The sequence below is a fragment of the Dickeya oryzae genome (genome assembly GCF_020406815.2).
Classification (GTDB): Bacteria; Pseudomonadota; Gammaproteobacteria; order Enterobacterales; family Enterobacteriaceae; genus Dickeya; species Dickeya oryzae.
Genome location: NZ_CP162670.1, coordinates 1,677,080 through 1,694,695 on the forward strand (window position 1 = coordinate 1,677,080; position 17,616 = coordinate 1,694,695).

Genomic DNA, 17,616 nt, shown 5'->3' on the forward strand with positions numbered 1-17,616 from the left:
ATTTACCTCCGAAGTGAATCTCAGATGGCCTGTTCAAGGAAGGCTGCTTTCCAGTCGTGAGGGGACATACCTTCCTGATAAAGCGCATCAAACCGTTTCAGGTTGTCTTCGCTTCCGCTCAGGATTGTGGTGAGGTTGCCGATGCCCGATAAATCCATTCTTGCCAGGGCGACAAAGGGCCGGGTTTCACCGGCGCGCAGCGGTGTTTTCACGATGACCATATAATGCTCGCCTGGGTCCAGATGACGGACGGTGTCATACACGCTGTCGGGGACGTTCATTTTCTCTACGTAATCCGCCCGGCTGGCTTTGGGATTGGCGAGAAAGATCTGCGTGCTGCACTGTTCAATAATCGCGGGCGCGATGGGGTGCCTGACAATTTCATCGGGGGACTGGGTGGCGGGGATAAAAATGCCGTTCAGTTTACGGATCACCTTGAGCATATTGAGGGAGAATCTGGAAAACTCGACATCCGCCAGCCATTTCCAGAATTCATCCATGAACATCACCAACCGGCGACCGTCCAGCAGGCTGGTGACGCGGAACAGCAGGTAAAAGGTGATCGGGCCGCGAATGTCGTCGTCATCCAGAAATTCTGTTCCATCGATGCCGATGTTATCGCTCTCGCCGATGTTAAAGCTGTCTTCCGCATTATCGAAAATCCAGCCGAACTCGCCGCCCTGTGCCCACTGTTTCAGACGGATGCGCAGCCCGTTGGTTCTGGCCTCGCGGGTCGGCGGTTCGGGCAACACTTCCAGCAGCCGGGTAATGCCATAACGGCGCAATTCCGGCGGGTAGTCCAGCATCAGGGTATCCACGGCGGCGCTGATGCGCGCTTCATCGCGAGGGTCGAGTGGTTTGCTGTTGCGACGGCACAACATGCGGACCAATTGCTTGATAAAGCTGATGTTGCGTCGGGTTGGCGCAAGTGAAAACGGGTTAAACCCGGCAGGCATACCGGTGCGGATGCGAAAGTAACGCCCGCCCATCTGGCGGATCGACATCTCGGCGGCCCGGTCTTTATCAAAGTAAACGGTGGTCAGCCGTTTACCGGGGGCCGCAGCGGAAAATGTCGCCGGATGGCGGTACTTCTGCATCAGGTGTTGCATCATCGTCATCAGCAGGGTCTTCCCTGAGCCGGTTTTGCCGATGATGGCGGTATTCCCCGGCGTTTTCTCGTTGAAGTCATCCCGCCCGACCTGGCTGTCGTGCAGGTTCAGGTAATAACCTCCGCCGCCGGGCGATGTCAGAATGGCGATGGCCTCTCCCCACGGGTTACCGCTACGTTTGTGAGGGTGAAAGTTATGCAGGCTGCCCAGATCCGCGTAATTCTGGCTGCTGACCACCACCAGTCGGGGGCGAAAGGTATACATGCCGGGCAGTTGAGCCAGATAGGCGGCAGGTAACGACAGCGTGGAGAGCGAGGTCATGATACCGAGGTCGGTAAACGGCTGGGCCAGCGCGTGGGTCTCCCTGACCACCTGATCGGCACTGGCCGAGGACACCAGCAGGGAAAAATGGTATTTGCCGCAGGACACATGCCCGGACTGGAGCAGGTCGCGCAAGACAACCAGCTCTTCACGCTGTGACAGAGCATCATCGTCGGTTGCATTCAACCGTTTTTCCGCCAGCCGGATATGGTGTTGCGCTTCATCCCGCGCCATGCAGGTGAAAGACTGCGTCAGTACGTACTCGCTTTCGGCATACAACAGCGCATCCAGCAGGCCGGTCGCGGTCTCCGGCGAATAGTCCTTCATTTCCAGACTGCGGAAGAACCGGGAGCCGCCGACGGTCTGGCATTCGGCGGTATCGGTGGTAAAAAACACATCCGGTGTACTGAGCGTGAGGTAAAACGGTGAGCGTGTCACCGCCACCGGCTGCCATTGGCCGGTGATCAGGCGATGGTAGAACGCCAGTTGCGCGGAGTAGACCCGTCCTTTCTCCTCATAGGTTCCCAAAGGGGTCGCCATATAGCGTGACAGCGCGCTGCCGAGTGCGGCATGGTGCTCCAGCATGACCTTCAGCGCCTGATCCAGCGCCGCCTGCCTTTTTCCGGCGGGCTGTGTCTTCATGGCCTTTTTCTCCAGCGCGGAGAAGGGCGCATAACAGACGGTGAAAAACAGCCGATGCCGCCAGAGCGGCTTCGCGTTGAGTGCCCGGTAATAGCGCGTTGTGACCTCGTCGGAAAACGGAATACCCGAGGTTGCCTCGAACGCATCCTGATAGGTCTCCCGTATTCGGTGAATATAGAACGTGACCGGCAGCCCTTCATACGAGCGGATCAGGTTGTTGAGATGGCTTGTCATCAGCGTCAGGTGATGTTCATCCTCACATTCAAACAGGGTACCGCCCAGCTCCCAGGTGGCGACGAAATCACCGTGGCGGTTTCTGATGACGTGCGGGTGAAGATGGGAAGAGTAGGGGATGTATTTATCCAGCGTGATGCGCGCGTTTAATTTCATCTTGTCGGTAAACTCCGAAATATCGATGGCGTCATACTGGTTTGCCAGCATCGCCGTCGCGCCAAAATGCCGGTTCGTGGCAAACCGGCCACGGGTTTTAAACGCCAGCCATAACAACCCGAAATAATGGATATCGGCTCGGGCCTTCGCCCGCATTTCCAGCCAGGCCGGGATCAGTAATAGCGCCAGGTAATGGCTGACATAGACCGACAGCAGGACGATGGCCCCGCTGACGAGAACGAACGGGACGAGAGGGATGCCCATAATGGCGGCGGGCCGGGTGAGCGCTTTATTCAGGGTGGTCATCGGTTCCCCCTAGGATGCCCAATAGGCACCAAAACCCGATGCACCGACAATCAGGATCGCCCCAATAATGACGTTGCGCATGTCATGCAGGCTTTTACCGTCAAACAGCACCTTGTAACCCACCCACATGGTGGCCAGTGTGATGGTGACGGCGGCCAGCCCCAGCAGGCCGGTTGACGTGTTGCTCAGCGTGTCGTTGGCTTTGGTAAATCCGCTGCCTGCCGCCAGCGCCTGGCCGGAAATGAAGGCGGGGAAAAAGGCCGGTAAGTCGTTACGTTTTTGCATCGTCATCTCTCCTCATGGTTCACAGGGGGGATACATCGCCGCGAAGGACGGCGTTGGGGTAGCGCAGGGTGGTCGAAACCGGGGTAGAGGGGGCGGCAAGCTCACCGCGCAGCACGGTGGCTGGATAATGAATCGCTGACGTGGCCTGGCTGGCGCGACTACGTGTGCGGTCTTCCTGCGTTGACGGGACGGCATAGCCAATACGCTGGAGATAGCTGGTCTGGTTGAAGGCGGATTCCGGTTGTTGACCGGCAGTGAAATTACCGGCGTAGTAGCAACTGAGTGCGCGTTGCAGCGTGCCGCCGCGCTGATAGCAGTCGGTAAGGATGCGCTCAAAAACAGACAGATTGGTACACGGGTCTAATAACGCCCGTGCCGTCACGCCGTAATGCTGAAAATGGGTACTGGTGATTTGCATCAGCCCGATTGAATAGCGGCGACCCCTGGCCTCTATCCGGTTGATGATGTTGACGGCTGTTTCATAGCGGGTGGGCTGATGAGAAATGACACCGGCGCTGCCGGTCATTCTCTCGTCGTTTGGCACGATTTCAGCGATGGCGTAAGGATTAAAGCCGGATTCCACCTTCGCTACATCAAACGCGGTGGACGGGTGAATACTGGCGGCACACTGCATCGCCGCCGCCAGAAACGCTGTTGGGGAAAGCATGATTGCCTCGGTGACGTAATTCGGGTTACAGATTGCCATCAGGCAGACCGATGGCGGGGGAAAGGTGCGTTACGGCTGGGCGTCCATTGTGCCGGGCTCGGGTGGTGTGTCGCTGTCGTCCCGAGGTTCGAGAAGCACCAGCTTACCGGAGACGGCAAGGCCGGGTGTCAGGACGATATTCAATCCGGGTTTACCGTGATGGGCGAAGGCAACGCCGACCTTGGTCCAGAATGTGTTTTTTTCTCCGCGTGAGTCGGGCGGGCTTTCCTGCGTGACAAATACGTGATAGGTGGGTTTTCGCATGGTATTTCCTTTAATCAACAAGAGTGATGAATTAAACAGATAGGCCACATCCCGATTCTGCATTCCGGTTTCAACGGGTCAGCGAGAACATTCAGCGGCACCCTGAATTGTGGTTACGTGACAGCCCGACCCAACTTGTTAAAGAGCGATACCGGCCCCGGACGACAACACGTCCATCACGCTCGCCAGGGGAAGGTGGCGGGGTTAGCGTGCAATAGTTCATTCGGGTGGAAAATGGGAAAATCAAAAAGGGAATAAGAGAGAAAATGTATAGTGTGGTAATTATTTTGGTGTGGGGTGTATGACTTGGATTTGAGATGGTACTTTTGGCGACAGGGACATAACTGTATGAGTAAAAAACTTGCTCCAGAATTGGAGGTAGTTAAGCAATTCTAAATTGACTACTTTTACTGATCGAAGATGAACAAAAACTTTTAAATCACTGGTTGGATTTACAGGTGTGTCAGCACGATATTGCCTATACGCATTGGTCACATAAACTCAGCTTGCATCGATTTTAACGATTTCACTTGATCTGTTGAAATAGATGGTTATTAATGTAATGAATGAGGTTTCATGAAGGAAAGATCTTCGTAACCTACAACTCTGGTTATTTCTAATATCTAATTTTGTGGTTTTTAAAGTAAAATTCGTATTTTGGTATTTAAGTGTAAGGGAAATTATGAGCAATATTGAAGATCGAATGAATCAGGAATGGATCACACTTAATGCAATCAGAGGAACAGTAAAAATTGCATCTAAAGGTGATATGAGTAAATCCACATATGACAATGCGTTTGGTTTAGGTGCGGTTCTTTATCCTGAATTACTTGGCCCAGAGAATAGTATTCTAAGACGTGAGCGTGAAAGTGATACGACAAGAGAGTATCGACAGAAGGCAGATCTGATGTCGTTAAAAAATGGAACTCATATTACTGCATTAGAACTTGTGATAAAGGATATGGAAGAGATTGATTCACTTATTTTAATAGCTAAAAAGAATAATGATGATCAAAAAAGAACAGACCAACTTAAGAAAAAAATAGCCCTGCTCCAAAAGGCAAGGTTAGAGTTGGAAATAAAGTCTCACTCTGAGAATCAACTTATTTTCAGAGATGCGTATAATGTTGAAAGGAATATTCCAGAATTATCGAAAGGTCATGGTTATAGAGATTTTGAATTACCTGATGGGAATAATCTACGACTTAGGGTATTACACCCAGACAGGCCTGAGCATATTACTGGAGCAGATATTATCTATGAAAGACATGATAAAAAATCAGGGAAAATAAGTATTGTCGTTGTGCAGTACAAAATATGGGAGGATAAAAAATTATATGTTTCTGATGAAAGAATGCAAGCACAAATCCAGAAAATGAAAAAATTTACATGTGAGAATAATATTTGTAGACACAAGGGAATAAATGATTTTTATAGGTTCCCATGCTGCGCCGGATTCTTAAGACCGACAGACAAGTTACAAAAAGCAGATCAAAAATTCATTTCGACAGGTGAGCATATACCTATATGCAAGATAAATGATTTTAAATCAAAGGGGGTGAAAGGGGGCGAGATTCTTGAATATGAAAAGATAAAAGAAGTATCTCTGTCAGCAGAACTTTTTGAGGAGCTTTTCAATAGAGGGAAAATTGGCTCTAGGGAGCTTAGCAGGAGTGAGTTGGAGAAATTATATAAAGATTCATATGTTATCGATAAAAGCGATACGGTCGTTATCTATGCACAAGAGTTTTAAGCATGAGTGGAGGCCGAATCGGATTAGTTTTGATGGATATTTCAGGTGTGTGATTCATGACGGCGTTCAATAATAGACTGGCATTCCGTACAGGTTGTCACACCCGGCAGAGTCTGCCGCCGCTGCTCGGGAATCGGCTCACCGCACAGACGACAGTAATGTAATGAAGGTGTGGTTGCTGGTTTAAAACGATTCTGTTCAATCATTTCTTCCAGCCGTTGCTCATTAAATTCCTGATCGCGATCGATTTCATCTGGCATGTGATGTCCTCCTGTTCAGTGCTTCCTTTTCGCAAAGGGTGATACGGTTCCAGACAACGGTGAGCGAAGGCCCTTCCTTCCGTGAGGACAACGTTTCGGTGATCTGCATCATTGCTTCCAGTGCGTCAGGCGCTTCCAGGTTTTCAGGTCGGCTTTTCTGCCATAACCGCCAGATTTCGGCATCAATGGTTTCATCGGGGATAGGCGTTCGGCCATAAGGGATGGTGACACCCAGCAACCGGCGACGAGTGCAGACTTCGTTTGAGGTGAGGCCAAAAAAGTGGTGCAGAAGGGCGATTGATCCTCCTAACCGGATGGCACGGTTAATCTGTTGTTGGCGCAGCGCTTCCTTGCGGGATAACGTCAGAATCTGCTGTAGGACGTCATGGCGGACAGTCACTGCCATGAATTGCGCTGATGCCCGGCTGACGATAAACAGTTCGTCGAGGGAGAGCTGATTGAGGGCATTTAATTCGTCAAATGTGAACCCTAACGTCTCACAATAACGAAAATTACCGTCCTTGAGCGCAGCAAGAGCGTGTGTTAATACCGCGTAATTCAGAGAGGGGATCATAAGGCGATATCCTCCATCAGCGCGTTAAGCGGTTGGCTAATTTGAGGTTAATCCACTCGTCAATTTCAGATTCGAGCCAGGCCACACTGGCGGGACCAATCTTTATTGAGGCCGGAAAGGTTCCGTACTTCATATACAGATAGATTTGCGAGCGCTTCAGGCCAGTTTTTTCTTCCACTTGTCTCAAACGCAGTAACTGATGCGATGTCATAGGTTCCTCCAGTGCAGAATGGCGTATGCCCGGAGAAGATAAAAAAACACAGCGAGTGACGGAGTGAAAGTTGATGAACCCGTATTACGGATATCACCATCCTTAATACGGGTTTTTAGACAATATCGCGGAATTGTTTTTCTATAACTCAGCGTTTATTTAACCAGAAGAAGTCTTTCACGTGGTTCGGTGCAGTTTTTCCGATGACGGCTGTGTGCCGATGACCTTTCTGCTACCACGATGTTTATGGCAAACTCTTTATAGGCGGTTGTATTGTTGCCACCCTGGTCATATTGATCTGACAAGGAATGTTTATTGACTGGTCGGCCATTATCGCCAGCCTGGCAGGTGCGGAAGTCGGGGTGAATGCACGCTGGGGGAGGCCTGGCGCTGAATTCGTTACTGGTGACCAGCATGTTCTATTGACTGATGAAAGCCTGTACCTGCTATACGCTGAGAAGTGCTGGTTGCCAAATTAAAAGACAGAACCTAATCCTAACCACGCCTCTTGCTGCGAAATAACTCAAGCACGTCTTGCGCAAACTGATCATCCACTATATAGAAATAGCACTCTGGTACGTCCAGTACGCGAGCAAACTCGCACACCAGCTCGAAGGTCGGCTTGTGCGTACCGTTTTCATAGTGAGACAAGCGTGAGTAAGCCGTAGCTTCTTCAAGCCCAGCCAGTACACCCAGTTTTTCCTGAGTGAGTTTAGCGTGCAAGCGTGCTTCTTTGAGTCTTTTGGGGATCATGCCGTGTTCCCAATGAGGATTTCACGGAGATCTTTAGCATTGCTCAATAGAATTTATCTTTAGAGTTCATAAAGATGATGATTCGTATTTATAGGGATCGCTAATTTTTTCAATTAATTAGATTTGTTTTTTCTCCACTGAACCAACTCGCCAGCATGCAACTTCAGCATGGCTTCAGCAAAACTGTCATCCAGCGTGTAGAAGTATCCTTCCGGTACATCCAGTATTTTGGCAAACGTGCATATCAGCTCAAATTTTGGTTTGTGCCTGCCATTCTCATAATGTGACATTCTTGAGTAGCCCGTATCCTCAGAAATCCCGGCGGCTATCGCCAGTTCTTCCTGTGAAATCTTTGCACGTTCTCTTGCGGCTCTTAGACGCTGCGGAACCATAACGTTTCCTGTTATTGGTTATATTGACATCATCTTTAGCATTCCTTAAGATGAATGTCATCTTTAGACTTACTAAAGATGACATTCATCCACTTATCCTTATTGGACTTCAAGTCTTTGAATGAGGTAAATAAAATGGCTAATATCGACTGGCATTCCGCCGACATTATTGCCGGGCTTCACAAACGGGGAACTACGATGGCCGCTGTGTCGCGGGCGGCGGGGTTGAATTCCTCCACGCTGGGAAATGCGCTTAATCGCCCGTGGCCTAAAGGGGAACAACTGATTGCTGATGCATTGGGCGTACCGGCCTATGAGATTTGGCCGAGCCGCTATTTTGACGAACAGGGGCAGTTAATCCCACGCACCCCACGTTCTCGCCCCCGACGTACTCAGGATAAATGACAGTTAGCTGTGCCTGCGGCAAAGCGGGCTGAGAAGGGCAGCCATAGGAATATCCCTTTCATGGCTAAATCACACTCATTAGCGTGATTTTCATTCACTTTTATCCTGTTTACCTCTGTTCTTTATGGCCCGATGCTATCGGGCCAGTCTTCATGCATGAGACGCAGGTATACCCGTTGGTTTTCGTCGGACTCAATAAGTTGAGGGGGAAATGCCGCAGAAAATATAGGATAGGGGGAGTGACTTTTTAACTCAGCGACCTGTAATATTCCGGCCTACTACGTTGACCTTGCAGGGATTATTGATAGTACAGGTTAAGGTTGTACTTGTGCCATCAACTGTAATTGCATCAGAGTTTAGCAGCAGCAAAAAGCTGTTCCAGACTCCACTCAAGCGCATCCGCAATGCGTAACAAATTCAGCAGGGTAACATTGCGTTCACCTCGCTCGATTCTGCCCATGTGGCTGCGATCAATACCTGTAGCACTTGCCAGATTTTCCTGCGACAAACCCAGAAGTTCTCTCCGCTGACGGATAGTTTGTCCCAAAAGTGGCAAGGCGTGAGCAGGATCGTTTTTTCCGGAAACTCTTTGCATTTAGTTATCATCTCGCTTCCTTTAACTTGTCTCCACGGCATTTACGACCCATAATGATTTGAGTCAGTCAGACTTTGCAGGAGAGCAACGATCCATTCATTAGGAGATATCGGACAGTCTGGTTGTTCCTACCAGCTAAAGAGGGGTGTAACTGCGATGTATAACGATCCACTTCCGCCGCCATGTGCGCTTGAGTTGATTTACCGTTGCCGGGTGTTGATATGGTTGCTGATTGATTCTGACCATCAAGGAATTCGGGATAATCTCTCTTTTATCCTTTCAGAACAACTTGATCTGTTATTGGAGGCTCTCAATGAGCGAAGGATTGAAGGATAGCGGGGCTTTGTTGAATAAGTCGAGCTTTTGCCAGATGACAGGATCAGATCACGCTTCATCCTGACAGTAAAGCAGAAGTTTAGAAGCACCAACTGGAATACTCACAACAAAACGCCCATCAAGCGCTGCTCCATCACTTTCTGGTTGTGATCTTGCCATCTTTTTTCTCTGATGGACCCCGCTTCACTGCCTGGATTGTATAAACATGAGAGAACATGCGGAGTTAGTTAGCTAAAGTGCGATACCGTTACCTGATACCCGTGAACAGAGTGGAATGCACTGTCCCCTGCTTCTTATTTATATCTCTCCCTCCAACGATCGCATAGAAACAAGGTGTGACATAAATCACAAAAAACCAGACTCGTATAGCTCACAAAACACTCTCCTACAGAATGATCGCAAAATCTGCGCAACTTCTTGCTCACTTTCCAGCATAAATCCCTGTTTGCGCAATGGATGCCGTTTTTTCGGGAAGTCTGCGCAACTTTTTGCTCAAGTTTGACTTAGGGAAAATGGCGATATTATTTTTCTCTTTAAAAACAATGAAATAAAAGTTGGCGTAGTCATTGCTTTATGAACGGTGAAGTCACATCTAACCGTTCAACAACAAGGAGCAAGACTATGCCAACTCCATGCTATATCAGCATCGAAGGTAAAACTCAGGGCAATATCACTGCCGGTGCCTTCACCTCCGACTCCGTCGGTAACATCTACGTGCAGGGCCACGAAGACGAGATGCTGGTGCAGGAATTCAAACACATCGTCACCGTACCGACCGACCCGCAGTCCGGTCAGCCAGCCGGTCAGCGCGTGCACAAGCCGTTCAAGTTTACCGTCGCCCTGAACAAGGCCGTGCCGCTGCTGTATAACGCGCTGGCCTCCGGCGAAATGCTGCCGACCGTGACCCTGAAGTGGTTCCGCACCTCTGTCGAAGGCAAGCAGGAGCATTTTTTCACCACCACCCTCACCGACGCCACCATCGTCGACATCAACAACCAGATGCCGCACTGTCAGGACCCGTCCAAGCAGGATTACACCCAGCTGATTGAAGTGTCGCTGGCCTACCGCAAGGTGGACTGGGAGCACACCGTGGCCGGGACTTCCGGCTCTGACGACTGGCGCGCGCCGATCGAAGCGTAATCACGCCGTCACCCGGACTCCGGTCCGGGTGTTGTCATTTTCAGCCTGCCCTGAGCGATGAAAGGGGTCATCGCTGAGTGCGGACGCAGACAGGGAATAAGGAGAAAGTCAGGTGGCCAACAGTACCGGATTGCAGTTTACCGTGAAGGTCGGCGCGTTGCCGGACACCACCTTCACGGTGGTGGATTTTGAACTGAGCGAGGCGCTGAACCAGCCGTTTGCGCTGTCGCTCAATCTGGCCAGCAGCCAGCCCGGCATCGACTTTGGCGCGGTGCTGGACCAGCCGTGCGAGCTGCTGGTGTGGTACGACGGCGAACTGCAGCGCCGGGTCAGCGGTATCGTCAGCCGCTTTGCCCAGGGCGATACCGGTTTTCGCCGCACCCGCTACCAGGCCGAGGTGCGCCCGGCGCTGTGGCGGCTCGGTCTGCGCACCAACGCCCGCATCTTCCAGACCCAGAAGCCGGACGCGATTATCAGTACCCTGCTGGACGAAGCCGGGATCACCGATTACGCCTTTGCCCTGCGCCACGACCACGCGGTGCGTGAATACTGTGTGCAGTACCGCGAAAGCGACCTGGCGTTCATCAACCGGCTGGCGGCAGAAGAAGGGCTGTTCTACTTCCACGAATTTGAGGCCGGTAAGCACCGGGTGGTGTTCGCCGATGACGCCGGTGCGCTGACCAAAGGCCCGGAGCTGTTCTTCAATCTCGCCACGCAGGGGCTGAGCGAAGGGGCGTATGTGCGCCGTTTCCGCTACGCCGAAGCGGTCAGTACCGCCGAAGTGGCGCTGAAGGACTACAGCTTCAAGACCCCAGCCTACGGGCTGCTGCATAACAGGATGAGCAGCGAGCTGGACCATCAGCGTGAATCCTACCAGCACTTTGATTACCCCGGCCGCTTCAAGCAGGACCCGAGTGGCAAGGCGTTTACCGGCTACCGGCTGGACGCGCTGCGTGCCGGGGCGATGACCGGGGCGGGCGAATCCAACGCCGCCGAACTGATGCCGGGTGGCACCTTTACCCTCACCGAGCACCCGAACCCGGCGTTTAACCTGGCCTGGCAGGTGGTGGCGGTGACCCACAGTGGCCAGCAGCCGCAGGCGCTGGAAGAAGAGAGCGGCGGCGAGCCGACCACCATTAGCAACAGCTTCGAGGTGGTGAAAGCCACCACCACCTGGCGGGCGGCCATGCCGTACAAGCCGATGGTGGACGGCCCGCAGATTGCCACCGTGGTCGGCCCGGCGGGCGAAGAAATTTACTGCGACGAGTTTGGCCGGGTGAAGCTGCAGTTCCCGTGGGACCGCTACGGTGCCAGCGACGACCAGAGCTCCTGCTGGGTGCGGGTCAGTCAGGGCTGGGCCGGTGGCCAGTACGGCCTGATTGCCATTCCGCGCATCGGTCATGAAGTGGTGGTGAGCTTTCTGGAAGGTGACCCGGACCAGCCCATCGTCACCGGGCGCACCTTTCACGCCACCAACCCCTCGCCGTATCCGCTACCGGCCAACAAAACCCGCACCTCGCTGCGCACCAGTACCCATAAAGGGGCCGGGTTCAACGAACTGCGCTTTGAAGACCAGGCCGGGCAGGAAGAGGTGTTTATCCACGCCCAGAAGGACATGAACACCGTGGTGCTGAATAACCGCAGCACGGCGGTGAATGCCAGTCATACCGAGAATGTCGGCGGCGACCAGACCGTGGTGGTGCAGCACAATCAGACGGTGTCGGTGAAGGAAAATCAGGTCACCGAAATTCAGGGTGAGCAGACCGTCGCCGTCACCAAAAACCGCAACACCACCGTCAACGACAACGAGTCGCTGCAGGTGAAAAACAATATCGCCATCCAGTCCCAGAGCGGCGACATCCTGATTGCCACCGCGGGTGGCTTCATCGCCATTGACAGCGAAGGCAACATTTCCATTACCGGCAAAGGACTGGTGCTGAACGGCACCCGTATCGATTTGAACTGAGGGAGCAGCACGCATGTATCAGATGAACGAAGGCACTCTGGCTATTCCGGCGGGCTGGCGCGACGAGTCGCTGCACGTGTTTGTGCTGCCGGGCGATACCGCCAATCTGGTGGTCAACCGCACGCCGATTGAATTCGGCCTGTCGCCGGACACCGTCTATGAACAGACGCTGTCACAGTTTTCCGCCCACCTGAAGGGCTATCAGGAGCGCGCCGCCTGGGAACTGACGCTGGATGGTCAACCCGCACGTGGGCTGGAATATACCTGGCGCTCGCCGGAAGGCCCGATGCACCAGGTGGTGGTGATGCAGGTACGCGGCGAGCTGCTGCTGACCTTTACCCTTACCGCCGCCGGTGAACTGCAGGATGAACAGAAAGCCGCCCTGCTGGCGGTCATCGAGACGTTTAAAGCCGCGTCCTGAAGGGAGTCACGATGCTCAACGATATTCTGAGCCGGGTGGCCCGGGTAGGGGCCATGCATGCCGGAAACCGTCCCAACCCGCCCGCCGACCGGCCGCAACCCTGTCAGGGTAAACCGCCAACGTCGCCGGGCAAGACCATCAAGCACAAGAGCTTCCTGGGTGCACTGGCGGGTGCCGTGGCCGGGGCGCTGGTGGCGGCCGCCGTATTTACCGCCGCCGCGGCCGTGGCAGGTGCTATCGCTGTTGCGGCGATTGGTACGGGTGGAATGGGTGCGGCGCTGGTGGTGGGGGTGGTAAAACTGGCCGCCGGATTTGGTGCGGTCAGCCTGCTGGGCGGGCTGATAGACGCGGTGTCCAGCAAGGTGTCGGCGATGGTGGACAGCGGCTCGCCATCGTTCGGACCGGTGATGGCGGGCTCGGGTAACGTGTTTGTCGAAAAGCAGCCGGTGGCCCGCGCCACGAAAGATACCGTCGCCTGCACCCGGCACAACAGCCCGCAACTGATTGCCCAGGGCAGCGAATCCGTGTTCGTGAACGACGCGCCAGCGGCCCGTATCGACGATAAAACCGTGTGCGGTGCCACCCTCAAGGAAGGCGCCTCAACGGTATTTTTCGGCTCCGGGCAGGGCACCTATCTGGAGATTGCCGAAGAGTTTACCGCGCTGCAACGAGCGCTGCTGATTGCGGTGGAGTTTCTGGTGCCGCCCAGCCGCGGCATGTTCAAGGGGCTGGGGAAACTGTTCACCCGTGGGCCGATGTGGGTTCTAAAAGGGATGCGTGTCGGGGCGCTGAAAACGCTAAAAGGACTGAAAAGCGCCGTTAAATGTGCCAGTGAGGGGTTTCGCAACAACAAGGGATTGTCGCGTGTCACGGAAGCGGTGCGCGGTTTCCTCAAAGACCCGGTTTATATCGCCAGCGGCGAGGTGATTGAATCCCGTACCGATATCGCGCTGGGCCAGACGCTGCCGCTGGTGTTCGAGCGCACCTACCGCTCCGCCTCCGGGCATGTCGGGCTGCTGGGCCGTGGCTGGCACGACAGCTGGAGCGAGGTGGCGACGGTAACGCGCGACGGCCTCAACACCCACGTGGTCATCACGCTGGCTCAGGGCTACGACATCGATTTTACCTTCCATCAGGACGTACAGGCGGTGTACTGCCCGCACTACCCTGAATTTACCCTGCACCGCCGGGGCGAGGGTTTCAGCCTGTGGCACCGCGACCAGCAGACCTGGCGCGACTTTAGCGTGATACAGGGCGAGCGCCGGCTGCTGTCGGCCATTCACGATAGCCACGACAACCGCATCGAACTGGTGCGTGACCCGAAAGGCTACCTGCGCCAGGTGCGCCACAGCGACGGCGTCACCCTGCTGCTGGTGTGGCGGGGCGAATTCCTGCACCAGATTCAACGCATCGATGGCGGCCAGAAAACGCTGCTGGCCGTGTACCGCCAGGACGAACAGGGCCGACTGGTGGAAGCGGACGCCACCCACGCCTATCACCTCTACTACGAGTACGACGCGGCCCATCGGCTGACCCGCTGGCACGATAACGACCAGACCTGGGCGCGCTACGAATACGACGCACAGGGGCGCTGCGTCTACACCACCTGCGCCGACGGTTTTCTGACCGCCCGCTTCGACTACCTGCCCGATCGGGTGGTGATGACCGATGGCCTCGGCCAGCGCAGCGAATTCGGCTTTAACGACCTGCACCTGATGAGCTGGGAAACATCCCCGCTCGGTCACGTCACCCGCTACGACTACGACGAGGTTGGCAACCTGCTGCGGGAAATCTCGCCCGCCGGGCGGGTGGTCGAATTCGGCTATCTGGACGATACCGGGCGGGTCAGCACCTTTACCGACGCCAGCAGCCACCAGTGGCAGTACGACTACGACGACGCGCTGCGGCTGTGCGGCGTCACCGACCCGCTGGGACGCGAGTGGGGCTGGGCGTATGACGCCGAGGGTAACCCGGAGCGACTCACCGGTCCGGACGCCAGCGAGGTCCGATTCACCTGGAACCGCTACGGCCTGCTGACCCAGGTCAGCGACGCCGCCGGTGAGGTGCAGGCCCGGTTACAGTACGACCACCGCCAGCGGCTGCTGAGCACCACCGACGCCGAGAGCCGTACCCAGCAGTTCCGTTACGACGGGCAGGACCGGGTGGTGCAGTGGCAACGGGCGGACGGTGCCCGTTTCCGGCTCGGTTACCGCCGGGCCAGCTGGACGCTGCCGGAGCAGCTGATACGCCCGGATGACAAGGAAGAGCAGCGCCAGTACGACCGCCACAACAACCTGCTGAGCTACGTGGACGGCAACGGCGCGCTGTGGCGTCAGACCTTCGGCCCGTTCGACCTGCTGACCGCACGCACCGACGCCGAAGGCCGCACCTGGCACTACGCGTACGATAAAGAGAGCCAGCAACTGACAACGGTTATTGCCCCGGACGGCAGCCGCTGGCAGTGGTGGCTGGATGCCGACGGGCGGGTCATCCGCGAGCGCGACATGACCGGCACCGAGACGCATTACGGCTACGACGAGGACGGCCTGTGCATCAGCGTGCGCAACGGCGAAGGCGACATCCGCCACTTCCTCTACGACGCCCGCGGCCTGCTGTTGCGTGAAACCGCGCCGGACGACACCCTGCACTACCGGTACGATGCGGTGGGCCGCCTGACCGAGGTCTCGTCAGCCACCGCCCATGTGCAGCTCGACTACGACCTGCGCGACCGGGTGGTGCGTGAATGGCACAACGGCACGCTGCTCACCCGCCAGTACGACGATGCGGCCCGCACCGTCACCCGCACCCTGACCTGGGACGGCGACGCCGATGACACCACCGGCACCCTCGCGCCACTCACCAGCCTGTTCCATTACACCCGCACCGGCGAGCTGCGGCAGGTGCAGTTGCCGGACGGTGCCGACCTGACCCTGACCCATGACGCGGCGGGCCGCGAGTCACACCGTCGCGGCGGCAGCGGCTTTGTCCAGCAGCGGGAATACGACGTGATGGGCTGGCTGACGCGGGAGATGAGCGGCGCACAGCACGACGGCCACCTGCTGGCAGCACAGACGCGGGAATACCGCTACGACGGTGCCGGTAACCTGACCGGGGTGCGTCACAACCGCGACGCCGAAGGTTATCGTCTGGACGCCACCGGCCGGGTGCAGGCAGTGCTGAGCGGCGGTGTGGGCAAACCGGTGGACACCCTCGCCCGCTTCCACTACACCCGCACCGGTCTGCCGCAGGAGGCAGGCCGCCTCACCGAGTGGCAGTCTGGCCGACTGGTTCAGCACGATGACACCCATTACCAGTACGACAGGGCCGGACGGCTTATCCGTAAACAGGTGGTGCAGCCGGGCTACCGTCCGCAGGTGTGGCAGTACCGCTGGGACAGCCGCAACCAGCTGCGGGTGGTGGATACCCCGGACGGCGAACGCTGGCTGTACCGCTACGACCCGTTTGGCCGCCGGGTGGGCAAACGCTGTGACCAGAAAGCCGAAGAAATTCGCTACCAGTGGGACGGCGACCAGATAGCGGAAATCCGCCACTACCGCCACGGCCAACTGATACAACGCCGACACTGGGTGTACAACGGCTGGGAGCTGGTGGTACAGCAGCGCCAGCACCCCGGCGGCGACTGGGAAACGGATTTTGTGACCAGCAGCCAGAACGGTACCCCACAGGCGCTGTTCACACCGGACGGCACCCTGCGCTGGCAGGCACCGAAAGCCACCCTGTGGGGCCAGCGGCAGACAGAAAAATCGGAAAGCCCGGACCCCGGTCTGGCCTTCGCCGGGCAGCTCCGTGACAGCGAGAGCGGGCTGTGCTATAACCGCTTTCGGTACTACGACCCGGCCGGTGGGTGTTATGTCTCGCCAGACCCGATAGGGGTGCTGGGGGGGGAGAGTAATTACGGGTATGTATACAACCCTATAAGCGGTATTGACCCTTTAGGTCTAAACGGTAAGAAATGTATGGGTGTTAGTGAATCAGGTCATCACGTTCCATCCGTAAGAAAATCACAGGGAAGGCCTTTTGAGGTTGCACGCTCCGATAAAACCCGCCCGACTTTATTTCCTAGGGGTAAAGAGCCAGAACATGACCATTGGCGAATGCATGATGCAGAAAGAAAATATGTAGGCCCAAGGCAAGGTGATTTTGCTGGTTCTGACAAGGAGTTGTTTGATGCTTATAAGAAAGCGTATTCGAGTTTGGACGATATCAAAGTGGATGTTCGCTCTCCAAATGGTACACATATATTGGGTTCAAATGTAACTCCGAGCCAAGCCGTAGACCTAATTGAAAACTGGCTTACCAAACAAGGGTTGATGTAATGATTAATAGCAATCTTATAGACATGGAAAATGTGTTATCTTCGCCATCATTTTTTGATTTCTTAAAAAATCTGGATGTAGATAATGCATTGGATTCTCGCGATTCAAAAACATTTGATTCGGAGTGGATGAATAATTTCAATAGATTGGAAAAAGAGGTTTTTAGTAAGGATGATTTAGATTTCATCGATATCCTTCGTGAAAAATCCTTTAAACTTTCATTTAAGATTATCAAAGAGCCTGAAATTTCATCAAGAATATCAGATGATATTGAAATAATAGCGAAAGACATATTGAAGGGAAATACTAGTGGCTGGCCTATAAACTATCTTTGGCAGTCATATAAAAATGGGAAATTCCCTGATTGATATTGACAAGGCCGGAAGCGATCCCAACGATCCTTCCGGCTGCTTTTTATGCTGTTTAGTTCAACGATCATATATCAGGCTG

At 54.7% G+C, this 17,616-nt stretch carries 18 protein-coding genes; 8 read left to right on the forward strand and 10 right to left on the reverse strand.

The genetic code is table 11. The features are described 5' to 3' along the window. Positions 1–20 precede the first annotated feature (20 nt). The 4 genes from LF929_RS07250 to LF929_RS07265 all read right to left on the reverse strand — a co-directional run bounded on the left by LF929_RS07250 (position 21) and on the right by LF929_RS07265 (position 4,023). The gene (locus tag LF929_RS07250) at positions 21–2,768 is read right to left on the reverse strand and encodes a VirB3 family type IV secretion system protein (protein WP_226093273.1); all 2,748 of its coding nucleotides are present in this window, start codon (positions 2,766–2,768) and stop codon (positions 21–23) included. A 9-nt stretch (positions 2,769–2,777) separates the two neighbouring features. Continuing rightward, positions 2,778–3,053 carry a TrbC/VirB2 family protein gene (locus LF929_RS07255; RefSeq protein ID WP_033581363.1) on the reverse strand — a complete coding sequence of 92 codons (276 nt, stop codon included), beginning with the start codon at positions 3,051–3,053 and terminating at the stop codon, positions 2,778–2,780. Positions 3,054–3,072: 19 nt separating this feature from the next. Further along, complete coding sequence (locus LF929_RS07260) at positions 3,073–3,720, reverse strand: lytic transglycosylase domain-containing protein (protein WP_226093272.1); 648 nt, start codon at positions 3,718–3,720, stop codon at positions 3,073–3,075. A gap of 69 nt (positions 3,721–3,789) precedes the next feature. Next, complete coding sequence (locus LF929_RS07265) at positions 3,790–4,023, reverse strand: hypothetical protein (RefSeq protein ID WP_226093271.1); 234 nt, start codon at positions 4,021–4,023, stop codon at positions 3,790–3,792. Between the two features lie 682 nt (positions 4,024–4,705). On the opposite strand from LF929_RS07265, the gene LF929_RS07270 reads away from it, so the two are divergent. Next, positions 4,706–5,776, forward strand: coding sequence for a hypothetical protein (locus LF929_RS07270; RefSeq protein ID WP_226093270.1), 1,071 nt, complete (start codon positions 4,706–4,708; stop codon positions 5,774–5,776). A gap of 41 nt (positions 5,777–5,817) precedes the next feature. On the opposite strand, the gene LF929_RS07275 is transcribed toward LF929_RS07270, so the two are convergent. Genes LF929_RS07275 through LF929_RS07285 form a run of 3 tightly spaced genes read right to left on the reverse strand, consistent with a single transcriptional unit; the run spans position 5,818 to position 6,821 of the window. Then, a complete protein-coding gene (locus LF929_RS07275) occupies positions 5,818–6,036 on the reverse strand; it encodes a TraR/DksA family transcriptional regulator (protein WP_226093269.1) in 219 nt (72 codons plus the stop codon). Continuing rightward, entirely contained in the window at positions 6,026–6,610 is a 585-nt protein-coding gene (locus LF929_RS07280; protein ID WP_226093268.1) for a DUF2857 domain-containing protein, read from the reverse strand. The genes LF929_RS07275 and LF929_RS07280 overlap by 11 nt, the downstream gene beginning before the upstream one ends. Positions 6,611–6,626: 16 nt before the next feature. Continuing rightward, complete coding sequence (locus LF929_RS07285) at positions 6,627–6,821, reverse strand: AlpA family transcriptional regulator (protein WP_012769228.1); 195 nt, start codon at positions 6,819–6,821, stop codon at positions 6,627–6,629. 308 nt (positions 6,822–7,129) lie between these two features. On the opposite strand from LF929_RS07285, the gene LF929_RS07290 reads away from it, so the two are divergent. Beyond that, positions 7,130–7,300 (forward strand): hypothetical protein, encoded by a 171-nt coding sequence (locus LF929_RS07290; protein ID WP_226093267.1) that lies wholly within the window; start codon positions 7,130–7,132, stop codon positions 7,298–7,300. 16 nt (positions 7,301–7,316) lie between these two features. Here the strand turns inward: LF929_RS07290 and LF929_RS07295 are convergent, their stop codons facing one another. Together LF929_RS07295 and LF929_RS07300 are read right to left on the reverse strand one after the other, a co-directional pair. Continuing rightward, positions 7,317–7,574 carry a helix-turn-helix transcriptional regulator gene (locus tag LF929_RS07295; protein ID WP_226093266.1) on the reverse strand — a complete coding sequence of 86 codons (258 nt, stop codon included), beginning with the start codon at positions 7,572–7,574 and terminating at the stop codon, positions 7,317–7,319. Positions 7,575–7,687: 113 nt separating this feature from the next. Beyond that, positions 7,688–7,966 carry a helix-turn-helix domain-containing protein gene (locus LF929_RS07300; protein ID WP_038904895.1) on the reverse strand — a complete coding sequence of 93 codons (279 nt, stop codon included), beginning with the start codon at positions 7,964–7,966 and terminating at the stop codon, positions 7,688–7,690. Positions 7,967–8,101: 135 nt separating this feature from the next. On the opposite strand from LF929_RS07300, the gene LF929_RS07305 reads away from it, so the two are divergent. Continuing rightward, positions 8,102–8,371, forward strand: coding sequence for a helix-turn-helix transcriptional regulator (locus LF929_RS07305; RefSeq protein ID WP_038904893.1), 270 nt, complete (start codon positions 8,102–8,104; stop codon positions 8,369–8,371). A gap of 349 nt (positions 8,372–8,720) precedes the next feature. Here the strand turns inward: LF929_RS07305 and LF929_RS07310 are convergent, their stop codons facing one another. Next, positions 8,721–8,966 (reverse strand): helix-turn-helix domain-containing protein, encoded by a 246-nt coding sequence (locus tag LF929_RS07310; RefSeq protein ID WP_012769232.1) that lies wholly within the window; start codon positions 8,964–8,966, stop codon positions 8,721–8,723. Positions 8,967–9,923: 957 nt separating this feature from the next. On the opposite strand from LF929_RS07310, the gene LF929_RS07315 reads away from it, so the two are divergent. From LF929_RS07315 to LF929_RS07335, 5 genes are all read left to right on the forward strand, one after another. Beyond that, a complete protein-coding gene (locus tag LF929_RS07315) occupies positions 9,924–10,442 on the forward strand; it encodes an Hcp family type VI secretion system effector (protein WP_038904890.1) in 519 nt (172 codons plus the stop codon). A gap of 112 nt (positions 10,443–10,554) precedes the next feature. After that, positions 10,555–12,408, forward strand: a complete 1,854-nt coding sequence (tssI, locus tag LF929_RS07320) for a type VI secretion system tip protein TssI/VgrG (protein WP_368678960.1) — start codon at positions 10,555–10,557, stop codon at positions 12,406–12,408. 13 nt (positions 12,409–12,421) lie between these two features. Beyond that, positions 12,422–12,829, forward strand: a complete 408-nt coding sequence (locus LF929_RS07325; protein WP_038908354.1) for a DUF1795 domain-containing protein — start codon at positions 12,422–12,424, stop codon at positions 12,827–12,829. 11 nt (positions 12,830–12,840) lie between these two features. Then, positions 12,841–17,166: an RHS repeat-associated core domain-containing protein gene (locus LF929_RS07330; RefSeq protein WP_368678961.1), complete on the forward strand. Its 4,326-nt coding sequence runs from the start codon at positions 12,841–12,843 to the stop codon at positions 17,164–17,166. Further along, a complete protein-coding gene (locus LF929_RS07335; RefSeq protein ID WP_226093231.1) occupies positions 17,166–17,534 on the forward strand; it encodes a hypothetical protein in 369 nt (122 codons plus the stop codon). Before LF929_RS07330 ends, LF929_RS07335 begins: the two co-directional genes overlap by 1 nt. The last annotated feature ends 82 nt before the right edge of the window (positions 17,535–17,616 follow it).

Coding starts and splice junctions, on each gene's coding strand:
- LF929_RS07285 (WP_012769228.1), bottom strand. CDS start 6,821: ATGACATCGCATCAGTTACTGCGTTTGAGACAAGTGGAAGAAAAAACT.
- LF929_RS07275 (WP_226093269.1), bottom strand. CDS start 6,036: ATGCCAGATGAAATCGATCGCGATCAGGAATTTAATGAGCAACGGCTG.
- LF929_RS07330 (WP_368678961.1), top strand. CDS start 12,841: ATGCTCAACGATATTCTGAGCCGGGTGGCCCGGGTAGGGGCCATGCAT.
- LF929_RS07300 (WP_038904895.1), bottom strand. CDS start 7,966: ATGGTTCCGCAGCGTCTAAGAGCCGCAAGAGAACGTGCAAAGATTTCA.
- LF929_RS07250 (WP_226093273.1), bottom strand. CDS start 2,768: ATGACCACCCTGAATAAAGCGCTCACCCGGCCCGCCGCCATTATGGGC.
- LF929_RS07290 (WP_226093267.1), top strand. CDS start 7,130: ATGTTTATTGACTGGTCGGCCATTATCGCCAGCCTGGCAGGTGCGGAA.
- LF929_RS07305 (WP_038904893.1), top strand. CDS start 8,102: ATGGCTAATATCGACTGGCATTCCGCCGACATTATTGCCGGGCTTCAC.
- LF929_RS07265 (WP_226093271.1), bottom strand. CDS start 4,023: ATGCGAAAACCCACCTATCACGTATTTGTCACGCAGGAAAGCCCGCCC.
- LF929_RS07295 (WP_226093266.1), bottom strand. CDS start 7,574: ATGATCCCCAAAAGACTCAAAGAAGCACGCTTGCACGCTAAACTCACT.
- LF929_RS07270 (WP_226093270.1), top strand. CDS start 4,706: ATGAGCAATATTGAAGATCGAATGAATCAGGAATGGATCACACTTAAT.
- LF929_RS07260 (WP_226093272.1), bottom strand. CDS start 3,720: ATGCTTTCCCCAACAGCGTTTCTGGCGGCGGCGATGCAGTGTGCCGCC.
- LF929_RS07315 (WP_038904890.1), top strand. CDS start 9,924: ATGCCAACTCCATGCTATATCAGCATCGAAGGTAAAACTCAGGGCAAT.
- LF929_RS07310 (WP_012769232.1), bottom strand. CDS start 8,966: ATGCAAAGAGTTTCCGGAAAAAACGATCCTGCTCACGCCTTGCCACTT.
- LF929_RS07280 (WP_226093268.1), bottom strand. CDS start 6,610: ATGATCCCCTCTCTGAATTACGCGGTATTAACACACGCTCTTGCTGCG.
- LF929_RS07325 (WP_038908354.1), top strand. CDS start 12,422: ATGTATCAGATGAACGAAGGCACTCTGGCTATTCCGGCGGGCTGGCGC.
- LF929_RS07335 (WP_226093231.1), top strand. CDS start 17,166: ATGATTAATAGCAATCTTATAGACATGGAAAATGTGTTATCTTCGCCA.
- LF929_RS07255 (WP_033581363.1), bottom strand. CDS start 3,053: ATGCAAAAACGTAACGACTTACCGGCCTTTTTCCCCGCCTTCATTTCC.